This window comes from Mesorhizobium sp. WSM4817, assembly GCF_055811135.1.
In genome coordinates this window covers 58638-71563 of the sequence record NZ_JBVVQQ010000027.1, presented here as the reverse complement: position 1 = coordinate 71563, position 12926 = coordinate 58638, and the positions used below count along the sequence as shown (strand labels likewise).

12 protein-coding genes are annotated in these 12926 nt (G+C 61.1%); 2 read left to right on the top strand and 10 right to left on the bottom strand.

Annotated elements, in window-relative coordinates; translation table 11 throughout:
• Positions 1-173: 173 nt before the first annotated feature.
• The 3 genes from AC0L2K_RS28730 to AC0L2K_RS28720 form a co-directional block, all read right to left on the bottom strand.
• Entirely contained in the window at positions 174-1493 is a 1320-nt protein-coding gene (locus AC0L2K_RS28730; RefSeq protein ID WP_473532993.1) for a UDP-glucose dehydrogenase family protein, read from the bottom strand.
• A 139-nt stretch (positions 1494-1632) separates the two neighbouring features.
• Positions 1633-2271 carry a transcription termination/antitermination protein NusG gene (gene nusG / locus AC0L2K_RS28725; protein ID WP_473532975.1) on the bottom strand — a complete coding sequence of 213 codons (639 nt, stop codon included), beginning with the start codon at positions 2269-2271 and terminating at the stop codon, positions 1633-1635.
• Positions 2272-2623: 352 nt separating this feature from the next.
• A complete protein-coding gene (locus tag AC0L2K_RS28720) occupies positions 2624-3208 on the bottom strand; it encodes a biotin transporter BioY (protein WP_287065171.1) in 585 nt (194 codons plus the stop codon).
• 125 nt (positions 3209-3333) lie between these two features.
• Here AC0L2K_RS28720 and AC0L2K_RS28715 point away from each other — a divergent pair, with 125 nt between their 5' ends.
• Entirely contained in the window at positions 3334-4242 is a 909-nt protein-coding gene (locus tag AC0L2K_RS28715; protein ID WP_473532974.1) for an MBL fold metallo-hydrolase, read from the top strand.
• Positions 4243-4277: 35 nt separating this feature from the next.
• Here the strand turns inward: AC0L2K_RS28715 and AC0L2K_RS28710 are convergent, their stop codons facing one another.
• The 5 genes from AC0L2K_RS28710 to AC0L2K_RS28690 form a co-directional block, all read right to left on the bottom strand.
• Positions 4278-5132 (bottom strand): phosphorylase family protein, encoded by an 855-nt coding sequence (locus tag AC0L2K_RS28710; protein ID WP_473532973.1) that lies wholly within the window; start codon positions 5130-5132, stop codon positions 4278-4280.
• A gap of 97 nt (positions 5133-5229) precedes the next feature.
• Complete coding sequence (locus AC0L2K_RS28705; RefSeq protein ID WP_473532972.1) at positions 5230-6021, bottom strand: ABC transporter permease; 792 nt, start codon at positions 6019-6021, stop codon at positions 5230-5232.
• Positions 6014-6901, bottom strand: a complete 888-nt coding sequence (locus tag AC0L2K_RS28700) for an ABC transporter permease (protein ID WP_287227609.1) — start codon at positions 6899-6901, stop codon at positions 6014-6016. Before AC0L2K_RS28700 ends, AC0L2K_RS28705 begins: the two co-directional genes overlap by 8 nt.
• Positions 6898-7935 carry an ABC transporter ATP-binding protein gene (locus AC0L2K_RS28695; RefSeq protein WP_473532971.1) on the bottom strand — a complete coding sequence of 346 codons (1038 nt, stop codon included), beginning with the start codon at positions 7933-7935 and terminating at the stop codon, positions 6898-6900. Before AC0L2K_RS28695 ends, AC0L2K_RS28700 begins: the two co-directional genes overlap by 4 nt.
• Before the next feature lie 28 nt (positions 7936-7963).
• Positions 7964-9004, bottom strand: coding sequence for an ABC transporter substrate-binding protein (locus AC0L2K_RS28690; protein ID WP_473532970.1), 1041 nt, complete (start codon positions 9002-9004; stop codon positions 7964-7966).
• Between the two features lie 17 nt (positions 9005-9021).
• Here AC0L2K_RS28690 and AC0L2K_RS28685 point away from each other — a divergent pair, with 17 nt between their 5' ends.
• A complete protein-coding gene (locus tag AC0L2K_RS28685) occupies positions 9022-10200 on the top strand; it encodes a LacI family DNA-binding transcriptional regulator (protein WP_473532969.1) in 1179 nt (392 codons plus the stop codon).
• Positions 10201-10289: 89 nt separating this feature from the next.
• Here the strand turns inward: AC0L2K_RS28685 and AC0L2K_RS28680 are convergent, their stop codons facing one another.
• Both AC0L2K_RS28680 and AC0L2K_RS28675 read right to left on the bottom strand, forming a co-directional pair.
• Positions 10290-11075 (bottom strand): DUF1499 domain-containing protein, encoded by a 786-nt coding sequence (locus AC0L2K_RS28680; protein WP_287171541.1) that lies wholly within the window; start codon positions 11073-11075, stop codon positions 10290-10292.
• Between the two features lie 75 nt (positions 11076-11150).
• The gene (locus AC0L2K_RS28675) at positions 11151-12779 is read right to left on the bottom strand and encodes a fatty-acid--CoA ligase (RefSeq protein ID WP_473532968.1); all 1629 of its coding nucleotides are present in this window, start codon (positions 12777-12779) and stop codon (positions 11151-11153) included.
• Positions 12780-12926 lie beyond the last annotated feature (147 nt).

The window sequence follows — 12926 nt, the reverse complement described above, 5'->3', positions numbered from 1 at the left end:
TCAGTATTTATAAGCATTCTAACTAGCGCCGGAGTTAGAATTGCAAAAGCCAATCCACCAAGAAGCTGAAACCTGATCCGATGCAGCAAGTGCCGCTGGCTCTGCGGCTTTATGATGGGAGCATTCAATGCCAAGCACTCACTGGCAGATCGGTAAACAAACTCGACTGACGCTCACTTGACAAGATGCTGCTCTCGGCCAACGCTCGAATAGGCTATGCCTTCCTTCACGACATCTTCACCTCGGTAAACGTTTCGAAGGTCAACCATCACTGGCATCGCCATGAGCGCACGGAGCCGCTTGAGATCCAATGACCGAAAGGCATTCCACTCGGTGACGATCACTATCGCATGGGAGCCGTCGGCTACCGCGTAGGCGCTGTCCCCGAATTCAATGCCCTCGATCAGCTTGCGCGCCTGCTCCATGCCGACCGGGTCATACGCCTTGATCGAAGCGCCCGCATCCTTCAGCGCCTGGATGATGGCTAATGAGGGGGCGTCGCGCATGTCGTCGGTGTTTGGCTTGAACGTAAGGCCGAGGACACCAATGGTCTTGCCGCGAACCGAGCCCCCGCAGGCATCGACCACTTTGCGCGCCATTGCCCGTTTACGCTGGTCGTTTATCGAGACCGTCGTTTCAATAAGCCGGATGGGACTTGCCGCGTCCTGCGCGGTCTTGACCAGCGCCAGCGTATCTTTCGGGAAACAGGAGCCGCCGTAGCCCGGCCCGGCGTGAAGAAACTTTGCGCCGATGCGATTGTCCATGCCGATGCCCCGCGCGACGTCCTGCACATCGGCTCCCAACCGCTCGCAGAGATCGGCAATTTCGTTGATGAAGGTGATCTTCATCGCCAAAAATGCATTCCCTGCATATTTGGTAAGCTCCGCCGTGCGTCGGCTCGTATAGAAAATCGGCGCGGCATTCAGCGAGAGCGGACGGTAGACCTCGCCCATCACTGCCTTGGCCGCTGTGGAGTCGGTCCCGACAATGATGCGATCAGGTCGCTTGAAATCGTCGATCGCCGATCCCTCGCGAAGAAATTCCGGATTGGAGACCACCGCAAAATCGGCCGCTGGATTCTGCTCGCGGATAATTCGCTCGACCTCGTCACCAGTACCAACAGGCACCGTTGATTTCGTCACAACGACCGTAAATCCCTTCAGCGCCCGGCCTACTTCGGCCGCCGCGTCATAAACAAAGGATAGATCGGCAAAACCGTCGCCACGTCGCGACGGCGTGCCCACGGCAATGAAGACGACATCCGATTGAGAAACCGCATCCGCCAGATTGTCGTCGAAACGCAAGCGACCTTGCAAAGCGTTGGTCGTGACAAGTTCCTCGAGCCCTGGCTCATAGATTGGTATCTTGCCGCCCTTGAGCATGGCAAGCTTTTCTGGATCGCGATCAATGCAGCAGACCTGATGGCCAAAGTCGGCGAAACAGGCGCCCGAGACAAGCCCGACATAGCCGGCGCCAATCATTGTTATTCGCATGCCACGTACTCCCAATCGGCGCGGATGAGACGATCTCGCAGAGCGCGAGTCTTACCAACCGACGGCTACCGCACTCCCGGGTGAATCCCGAGAGCGGATACCATAACAATTTACATACCGCGCCGCCTTGATGGTGGCGCTACGCGATCGCGACGAGTTCCCTTGAATCCAGGTCGACAGGGATCTCGCCATTCATGATGGCAACCAGAACCCGGGCCCTTCCAGCCGGATCGAGCCGGTCAAGGCGACCGATCATCTCCGCGAAAGGGCCCGAAAGAATCCGAACCGAAGCGCCCGCAGTAAGGCCTCCACTGAAATCAAGCAAGCCGTCCTTGTCGGTCAGGGCAATGAACCGCTCCACCAGCCCCGACGGGACCGGCAATGGCCGCTCGCCCTGCATGATGAGGGAGCGCACACCGAACGTCCCGTTGACCGAGCGCCACCGCTGCAGCGCGACATCGAGGGCGATGAACATGTAACCTGGAAAATAGGCTGCCGGTCGCGTCTCGACGCGCCGGGCATGACGAATGGTCCTCTCGCAGCGAGGTATAAACGGGCGAAAACCCTGTATCCGGAGATGCCGTTCGGCGACGTCTTCTTTTCCCGGAAAAACGCTGGCGGCATACCAGCGTGCTGCGATGCCGGTTGCGGGCCGCTGCGGCAATACAGTCGCCTTAACAGTTGTTTTTTCCGGGCTGATCACAAGTATCCTTCTCGGCGGTCTTGGCACGGTCGGGGCAAGCGTTACGACAGCGTGAAGACACCAGCAAGCAACCATGTCGCGAGAATCAAGGCGATTGGTCGAATCCTGTTAATTGTCCACTACTTTAGCTGCGCCTAATAGTCATCGCGCCGATTTCTTGTTTAGCTATCCAGCAGCGGTATCGAGCAATTGCGTCGATATGTAGCTGCCTGGTTACGCTGACTCGCGACGAACCGCTGGCTCTTCTGGTGCTTAATCAGTCGATTTGAACATTGTGTGACGGTTATCGTTAGCAAAGCGTTACCGACCGCTTGGCGGCGGCTTGCTTTGACGAGAACTCGAGGCAGGCCGTCGCTGAAACGGGACCCATTCCACGATCTGTGGTTGCGTGCTCGATCAGTGCCGCGCCCGATCTGTCGACCAGAGTTCAGGAGCGTTTGAGCAGCGACCAGACGGCCGGCACAAGGCTCGCCGCCAGGCCGACCTTGATCAGATCGCCGACGATGAACGGCACGACGCCGAACTGCCATGACTTTTCCGGGCCGATGAGCAGCGCCAGCCAGGCAAAGCCCATCGCCATCATGACGATTTCGGCAACCAGCATCGCGTTGAAAAGCTTGACCGGATGGCGATCCCAGCCACGATCGGCGGCCCAGCCAACGATCGCCGCCATGACCACGAAGCCGGCAAGATAGCCGCCGGTCGAGCCGAGCATGTAGGCAAGGCCGATGCCCTTTTCCGGCGTGCCCTGGAAGACCGGCAAGCCCATCGCGCCCTCCGCCATGTAGAGAAGCAGCGTGGCGACGCCGAGGCGCATGCCGAATGCAGCTGATATCAGGAACACGGCCAGGGTCTGCATCGAGATGTCGACCGGTCCGAGCAAAACCCTGGTCTTGGCCGACAAGGTCAGCACCAGTGTTCCAACGATCGCCAGTAAAAGCTGCGTCGCCAGGCGGGCCGCGCCCTTTTCAGGCAGAGCGAGAGAAACAAGCGGCGTCGTTGCAATTGCCATGGTCTTCCTCATTGCGGACTGCCGCAGATCGCGGCCTTGCGTTTTCCTATATTGGCTTCCGTGTTATGCGGCAATCGGTTTTGCCGACATCGGTTTTGCCGCCTCTGGAACAGGGCTGAACTGCCATGGCGCTGAAATTCGACACAGACTTCGACCCGGCCTACGGCCAGGGCGTGAAGGTTGCGCCTGACGTGGTTCGGATCACCGCGAAAAATCCCAGCCCGTTCACATTCTACGGCACCAACAGCTACATCGTCGGGCGCGAGACGCTGGCGGTGGTCGATCCCGGGCCGGATGACGAGGCGCATCTCAAGACACTGCTCGAGGTGATCGCAGACAGGCCGGTCAGCCACATTTTCGTCAGCCACACGCATCGCGACCATTCTCCGCTGGCAGCGCGGTTGAAGCAGCACACCGGTGCGATTGTCCTGGCCGAGGGTCCGCATCGGCCGGCGAGGCCGCTGCGCATAGGCGAAATCAACCCGCTCGACGCCAGCGCCGACACCGCCTTCAATCCGGATATCGCGCTTGCCGACGATATGGTGGTCGACGGCGACGGCTGGGCGATCAGAACGGTGCCGACCCCGGGCCATACCGCCAATCATGCAGCCTTTGCGCTGGAAGGAACCGGTACCCTGTTCTCGGCCGATCATGTCATGGCCTGGGCGACCTCCATCGTTGCGCCGCCGGACGGCGCCATGGCCGACTATATGGCCTCGCTGGATCGGCTGATCGAGCGCGACGACCGCCTGCTGCTGCCCGGCCATGGCGGGCCGGTGACGGCGCCGCGCAGCTTCATGCGCGCGTTGAAGACGCATCGCAGGATGCGCGAGCAAGCGATCCTGGAGCGGATCAGAAGCGGCGACCGGACGATCAAGGAGATGGTCGCGGCGATCTATCGGGATACCGACCCGCGCCTGCACGGCGCGGCCGCGCTGTCGGTGCTTGCCCATCTCGAGGACCTGGTGGGGCGCGGCCTGGCGAGCACCGACGGCGACCCTGACATCGACGGCATTTTCAGCCTGCCTGGCTAAGCTCCCGCCAGAACGCGCACTCCGCTCCTGAAAGCTCAGAACCGGCTGGAACGCTCTTCCGGTTGAGGCGACTTCAGACCCTGGCAAGAGCATTGCGGATTGACCGGAAGTCGCGCGGCGGTCTCCAGCGCGACAAGCGAGGCTGTCATCGAGAGATTGGGCAGCACGTCCTCCTGCAGCAATTTCTGGCGGTTGCGGTCCATATAGTCGTTAAAGCCCGCCGTGACGAACGCACAGGGCACGAAGCAGGCGCCGATCTCGCGCGCCAAGGTCGCCTCGGGGGCGATGGAATGATTGAGCACGTCCGCCCCCATGCCGCGATAGGCCAAGGCTTCGGCCGGGGTTGTCAGCCGCGGCCCATAACAATGGGCAGCCACCAGTTGCTGTTCGATGCCATGAACGCGGCATTCGGCCGGCCAATGGCGGCGGGCCGTCTCGGCCAGAACCGCCGCACATCTTGGACATACGATCTGCTTGCCCGAACAGTCAAAACTCTGGCGGTCCGGAAGCAGTGAAAACGGGGTCTGCGTCAGTTCGATGATATCGGCGGGCACCACCATGTCGCCGGGCTGGATCGCCTTGTTGACGGCGCCAACGGTCGAGCAGGCGAGGACTTGCCGCACCCCCGCTTGCATCAACACCCAGAACGCGCGGCGATGGCAGGAATGGTCGATATGGTCGCGGGGATTGCCGTGCGAATACATGCACAACGCCCGCTTTGCTCTGCCTTCGGCTGAAATCGAGGCATCGAACTCGAGCAACTTCCAGTTGTCGGAACGTCCGAAAGGCGTTTCAAAACTCATGTCGCGCCGCAGCGTGCGCACGCCCTCGAAGCCGATATCTTCCGGGAAGGCAAGCCCCCAGTTTGCCGACCCGGTGATGATGGCCAAGCCTACCTGAGGTATGTCAGTCGATCGGTCCGCCGGAGCACCGGCCGCGTGATGATTTTGGGGCATGCTTCCAACTCGGTCAGGATTTTTGGCTCGGTCAGGATTTTTGGCGAAGGGCGACGATCACGACGACGACCACAACAATGGCGGTCCACAATGTCGAGATCGCCGCAATGGTCGGATCGATCTGATCGCGCAGCGAGATGAACATGAGCTTCGGCATCGTGCTGTTGCGACCACTTGCCACGAAGATCGAAATCACGGACTCGTCGAGCGACGTCAGGAACGCCATCAGTGTCGCCGACAACAGGCTGAGCCGAAGTTGCGGAACGATTATTCCGCCAATTGCCCTGGCCCAGTCCGCGCCGAGGCTGCGCGCCGCCTGAACCTGGTTCCAGTCGAAGCGAGCCAGCGCGGGCAGCAACACGATGCACGCCACCGGTACGGCCAGCACCACATGTCCGACCAGCACACCGAACAGCGTTCCGACCAGGCGTTGCGCCGCCAGCACAAAGAAGAGGCCGATCGCCAGCAGGATTCCCGGGGTGATCGAAGGGGTGAGCAGGATGCTCTGGATGGAAGCTGCGGTCTTGCCGCCCAGCCGATTCATCGAGATGCAGGCGAGCAGCGCAAAAGGCGCCGCGATCAGCGCCGTCAATGTCCCGAGGATCAGGCTCGTCCTGAGCGCTGCCATCCACGTCGCCGAGCCGAAAAAATTCTCGTACCAGCGCAACGAGTAGGCGTGCGGCGGAAACTCGAGGAGGTTAGACGCCGAAAACGAAAGCGGCACCACGACCAGCGTCGGCAACATCAGAAATGCCATGACCAGAGCAGCAAAGCTCCACAGGACGATGCGGGCGAGCCGGTTGTGCGGATAGGCTTCAAGCATGGGAGGCTGCCGCTGCGTTCTGGGCCAGCAGGCGGCGTGCCGCCAGCAGCATCACACCGATCAGCGCCATGAGAACGAGGAGCAGAATGCCCAGGACGCTCGCCGACCCCCAATCCTGAAAGGTCGATAGCGCACGCTCGATCCGGGTGGAGAGAGGATTTACCTTGCCGCCGCCAAGCACCGCCGGCGTGATGAAAAAACCGATGGAATAGATGAGGACGATGACCGAACCCGAGAAGATGCCGCCGGCCGAAAGCGGCATTATGACGGTGCGGATGACCTGCCCGAGCGTGGCTCCCATGCTCGCTGCCGCGCGAACGAGGTTTGGGTCGATATCGCGCATCGCGGCATAAACCGGCAGCAGAAAGATCGGCAGCATGTAGTGAACCATGCCGATCAGCGTCCCGGTGAAGTTGTAGACCAGCGGCAAAGGCTCCGCCGTCAGGCCCGAACCAGTCAAGGCCGCGTTGATCAGGCCATCACGCCGCAACAGCACGAGCCAGCCATAGGTGCGCACCAGGATAGCGGTCCACAGCGGCAGCATGACGAAGGCCATCAGCACGTTGGCCACCCTTGGCCTGGCGCTGGCCAAGGCGAGTGCCAGCGGGATGCCCAGAAGAATGCAGATCGCCAGCGTGCCGAGCGACAGTTCGAGGGTGGTGACGAGCGCCGACCATGTCAGTCCGCTCGAAAGCACTTTGGCGTAGTTGCCGACAGTGTACTCACCGCCTGTGGTCAGGAAAGATTGCCGGATGATCCAAAGGATGGGCAATATCGCCGCCAGTCCAACGATGAACAGCGCCGGCAGCGAAAGCGAAAGGAAGAAACGCCGCTCGCGTCGCGCATCCGCCAGCAGCGCTGGATCCACGGTGGCGGTCACGCCAGCGCTCCCGGTATCGCGTGAACCTTCGCTGCTGGTGCATAGGCGGCCATCCGCTGACCGGCGGCAAGCTCGGCGCAGCCGCCGGCCAGCGCCGCCGGAATGCAGACAAGAACCTCCTGGCCACCGTCAAGCGCCAGCGTCAAAAGCCAGTTCTCGCCGCGGAACGCCTTGGCGCGCAGTATGCCTTCGAGAGCCACTGCGTCTGCCCCGGCGAGCTTCGCGTCAAGATGGAAGCTTTCGGCGCGTATCATCAGGGTTTCGCGTGACGCTTCGGCACCGTCGATCCTGCGCACCGAGCCCGGCGCCACAATGTTTGCCTCGCCCATGAACTCGGCGACGAAGCGGGTCGATGGACGATCATAGATCCGCTGCGGCGTATCGATCTGCTGGATGCGGCCAAAATTCATCACCGCAATCCGGTCGGACATGATCAGCGCTTCGCGCTGGTCGTGAGTCACATAGATTGTGGTGATCCCCAGGTCATTGTGCAGACGCCGGATCTCGTACTGCATGGTTTCGCGCAGATTCTTGTCGAGCGCCGACAGCGGCTCATCCATCAGCATCACACGCGGCTCGAAGACGATAGCCCGCGCCAACGCCACCCGTTGGCGCTGGCCGCCGGACAGTGCGGCAACATTGCGCTCCGCCAGGCCATCCAGCTTGACGCGGGCCAAGGTGGCAAGCGCCCGCTGACGCGCCTCCGCTCTCGGCGTCTTGCGCAGCGCCAGCGGATACGCGACATTCGCCAGGACGTTCATGTGGGGAAACAAGGCGTAATTCTGGAATACGATGCCGATGTCGCGTTTGTTGGGCGCCAGACGGGTGATGTCGCGATCGCTCAACAACAGCTTGCCGGAATCCGGCCGAACAAAACCGGCCAGAGCCATGAGCAGCGTGGTCTTGCCCGATCCCGATGGCCCCAGCAGCGTGAGGAACTCGCCAGCTTGAATGTCGAGCGAAACATCATCCAGCGCGACGTAGGACCCGTAAGCCTTGCTGACGCTGTCGATGGTGATCGGGAGCGACGTCATCATCTGCTCCAGCCTTGTCAGCCGAGACTCAGCGGGCCATCATCTCATCGAAGGCTTGTTGGGCAGCCTCGCCGTTCTTGACCCACCATTCCGAATTGGAAAACACCGAAGTGCCGGCATTTTCAGGCGCCGTCGCAAGCGTCTTCAGACGGTCCTCGGGAATCAGGCCACCCTCATAGGCCGCAGGATTGACCGGGCCATAGGCGATGAAATCGGTCAGCTTCGCAACACGCGCCGGCTGCGTCATCGCTGCGATGAGCTTCATGGCGGCTTCCTTGTTCGGCGCGCCCTTCGGCACCCCAAGGCAGTCCGTGCCGATGACCGAACCCTTGAACGTGTAGTCAGCCGCGCCGCCATCTTTTTTAACAGTCTCTGCGCGTCCGTTCCAGGTAACGACCAGATCCGCCTCACCATCCTTCAGCAGCTGCGCGGACTGGGCTCCCGAGGTCCACCACACGGCGACATCCGGTTTGATCGCTTCAAGCCGCTTGATGGCGCGCTCCAGCCCTTCCGGCGTGCTGAGCACGGAATAGACGTCCGCCGGCGCCACGCCATCGGAGAGAAGCGCGATCTCGATCGAGTCCTGCGCATTGGCGCGCAACGCGCGGCGGCCCGGGAATTTGGCAACGTCCCAGAACTCGGCCCAGGTCTTCGGCGGGTTGTCGCCATAGGTCTTGGTGTTCCACGACAGGACGGTGCCATAGGAATCGAACGGATAGCAGTAGTCGGACGCGGCACCCTCCGGCACGGATTTGGCATCGATGATCTCGTAGTCGAGCGGCTCCAGCAGCGACTGAGCGGCGGCCTGGGCGCCTTCCGGCGAGCCGAGGTGGATAATGTCGGTCGCAACTGCCCCCGAGGTGACCTGCATCTTCAAGGCGGCCAGGCCGTCGCTCAGCGTCTCCTCGCGAACATCATGGCCAAGCTCTTGTGCAGCAGGGTCCCACATGGCCTCTTTCATGGCGTTGCCATAATCGCCGCCTGCGGTCGTGATGGTGAGTGTTTGCGCATGGACGGGCAAGGCAGCCGAGATGGTGAATGCTGTTAAGGAAATGCGCAGCCAGGACATAGGTTCTCCTCCCCAACTTGATCAAATATTGCCTGAAATGGCTATTTATTTGTAATCGTAACGTTACGATTGCATCTGAATACGCAGGAGTCAAGCTGCTTGCCACGGGCGTTCGGATTGACCGGGATGTCGAATCCGGTAACGTTATGGCGGTCAGCAAGTCAGCCGGCGCTTTCGCAAATGAAGTCGGGCGAACAATGGCCAATCTAAAGCAGATCGCGGCGGAACTTTCCCTCTCGGTGACCACGGTGTCCCGCGCTCTGAAGGATGGGCCGGAAGTGCAGCCCTCGACCATAGCCCGCGTCAAGGAGGCGGCCAAGCGGGTCGGCTATCTGCCAAACCATCATGGTCGTGCGCTCAAAACCGGTCGAACGCTGACGCTGACGGCAGTGCTGCCGATGGAGACCCGAGACCATCTCTCCGATCTGTTGAAGCTGCCTTTGATCGAAGGCATGACGCTGGCGGCGCGAAAAGCCGGTTATAGTCTGTCCATCTATTCCACCACGCCCGACGACGATCCCGTCGAGAGCGTGCAGCGGCAGCTTCAGGCGCGCAGCACGGACGGACTGATCATCACGCGCCTGGTGTCGGGTGATCCGCGCGTCAAGCTGCTGCTGGATCAACGCATGCCATTCGTCGCGTTTGGAAGAACCGACCTGGATACCGCGTATCCGTATGTCGATGTCGACAATGAACAGATTGCCTACGAGGCAACCCGACGGCTCATGGACAAGGGCTGCCGACGCATTGCACTGCAACTTCTGGTTCCGGAGGATCAGGGAAGCGCCAAGCGTCTTTCCGGCTATGCAAGGGCAATGGCCGAGGCCGGCATTCCGATCGACCAAGCGCTGATCGGTCATGGCATGTTCACCATGGAATCGAGCGCAGCCTGGTTCGATCGCTTGCTGGCTTGCTCAGATCCGCCGACAGGCCTGGCATGCGCCAACGAACTGGGCCTTCTGGGGGCGCTGCACGCTCTTGGCAAAAGAGGTCTTGCGCCGGGGAGCGACGTCCACATCGTCACGCGTGACAGCACACGGCTGGCACGCTTCCTGCCGGCAAAGATCGAAGTTCATTCCGTCGATATGGCGGCTGTCGGACGCAAGCTTGTCGAAGTCCTGGAGAGCCGGATCATCAATCCGCTTGGGCCGGTGGAGACAATTTTGCTCAAGGGTGAATTCGAACCGGCCGAATAGCCTGTTCGGATACTCAACCACTGATTGTATTAGCCGCATTTCTGTGGCGTCAAAGCGATTCCGCTTTGGCTGTAAAAATGCTCTGGACGTCACTCGGCCGGGGCCGTGCCGACCTGGCCGGCGACTTCCTGATCCAGCTCGGCCAGGAAATCCACGATGCGGGCCGCATTGTCGCCAAGGTCGTAGCGGCCGTAACGCGAGGCCGAACGCATGTCGACGATGACCGCATCGCCATCGTCGGTCACACGGATGGCGACGTCGGCGGGAAGGCTGAGGATGAAGCTCCTGGCCAGGGCGTTGATCGTCACCTCGCTTTGCCCGATCGCACGGGGAAACTGCGCCGCAAGCTGCCAGTCCCGACGACCGAGCACGGTTTCGACGGCTTCCAGGACCCGATCGAAAGGCAGATTGTAGCTGCGTCCGGTGACCAGCGGATAGGTCTCGGTCTGCAGGCGCCGCTCGCCCGGGGTCGGCGGCGAAAGCGCGTTCATATCCCCGGTCCGGGTGCTGGTGTCGAGCACCGGCGGATCGTCGAAATCCGTCGAGATGTCCCTGAGCGGCGGAGAAGTCGCTGCCCAATAGGCGGCAATGCCAAAAGGAACAAGCACCAGCAGTGCCAGCACCGTGCCGACGGTGAGATCGCGACCGCCACGGTCGCCGAAATTCCACAGTCTCGAAAACGCAAATCCGGCGAACAACAGCGCAAAGGCGGCAAGCAGCGCGACAATGCCGAGCACCCAAAGGAAAGCCGGCGTTTCAACAAGCTGATAGCGGTGGCCGACGAGAACGGTCAGCAGAAGGACCGCCGAAAAAGCGCCTGTCCGCCGCGACCAGCCGGCCGCCCTCGACGTCTGTCGCTCGGGAGTTTTCATCATTTTCAGCACTGCTTCACCCCGAACCGGCGCTTAAGCCGTTCAACGGCGGCTTGAAGGCGAAAGACGTCATGTCAGTCAGTCCGTCGGCAGGCGATAGTCCCTGAACTGCCGGCGCAAGGTTGTCTTCTGGATCTTGCCGGTAGCGGTGTGGGGAATTTCGCCGACGAAGGCGACGTCATCCGGCATCCACCACTTCGCCACCTTGCCGTCCATGAAGGCGAGGATATCCGTCTTGGTCGGCTCCCGGCCCGGCTTGCGGACGACGACAAGCAACGGCCGTTCGCCCCATTTCGAATGTTGGATGCCGATGGCGGCCGCCTCCGCCACATCCGGATGACCGATAGCGAGATTCTCAAGCTCTATGGTCGAGATCCATTCACCGCCCGACTTGATGACGTCCTTGGCGCGATCGGTGATCTGCATGTAGCCGCCTGGGTCGATATGGGCGACATCACCGGTATCGAACCAGCCTTCTTCATCGAACTGTTCGGATCCGATGCCGCTATAATAGGCACGCGCGACGGCCGGTCCGCGGACCTTCAGCCGCCCGAATGTCCTGCCGTCCCAAGGCAGTTCCTTGTCGTCGTCGTCGGTGACCTTCATTTCGACCCCGAAAGGTGGAAAACCCTGCTTGCTCTGGACGTCGAGCCGGGCTTCGCCCTCAAGCCCGGCATAGCCCGGCTTCAAGGTACACAGCGTGCCGAGCGGCGACATTTCGGTCATGCCCCATGCATGGATGACCTCAACATCGTAATTGCCCTGGAACTTTGCCGTGATCGCACGCGGGCAGGATGAGCCGCCGATAACGACCTTGTTCAGATAGGGAAGTTTCTTGCCGGTCTCCTCCAGGTACTGGAGCAGCATCAACCACACTGTCGGCACGGCGGCGCTGAACGTCACCTTTTCCGTGTCGAGCAATTCATAGATCGAGGCGCCGTCCATCTTGCAGCCAGGCATGACCAGCTTGGCGCCGATCATCGGGCCGCTCTGGCCGAGGCCCCAGGCGTTGGCGTGGAACATCGGCACAACCGGCAGTATGGTGTCGCGCGAGGAGAGGCCCATCGCATCGGGCATCGCCGCAATCATGGCGTGCAGCACGTTCGAGCGATGGCTATAGAGGACGCCTTTCGGATCGCCTGTCGTGCCCGAGGTGTAGCACATGCCGGCGGCGGTGTTTTCATCGAACGTCTTCCAGGTGAAGGCGCCGTCGGCTTCGTCGAGCCATTCCTCATAGGCGACAGCATTCGGCAGCGCCGTCTGCGGCATTTGCGCCTTATCAGTCAGCACGATCACCTGCTTGAGCGATTTGACCGCGCCGGCGATCTTTTCAAGCAGCGGCATGAATGTCAGATCGACGAAGATCGCCTTGTCCGCGGCATTGTTCATGATCCAGGCGATCTGCTCGGGAAACAGGCGCGGATTAAGCGTGTGATAGATCGCGCCGACACCCATGATGCCGTACCAGGCTTCGATGTGGCGCGCCGTATTCCAGGCCAATGTGGCGATGCGGTCGCCAAGCCCAAAGCCATCACGCTCGAGCCGCTCAGCGACCCGCAAGGCACGGCGATGAATTTCGACGTAAGTGGTCCGGACGATCGGGCCCTCGATCGAGCGCGACACAATCTCGCGTTCGCCGTGCTGCCTGGCTGCGTTGTCGATGAGCTTGTGGCAAAGCAGCGGCCATTCCTGCATCAGTCCGAGCATACTTCTCCTCCCATTGGTTTTCGTTCCCCCACTGGTTTTCGCTCCATTGTGGGACGAACAAGCGGATTGTCCAGCCATGACCGGGCAGAAGCAGCGCATTGTTCGAAAAGGCAGAGAAAACCGCCACAATCCGGCCATTGTCGACAT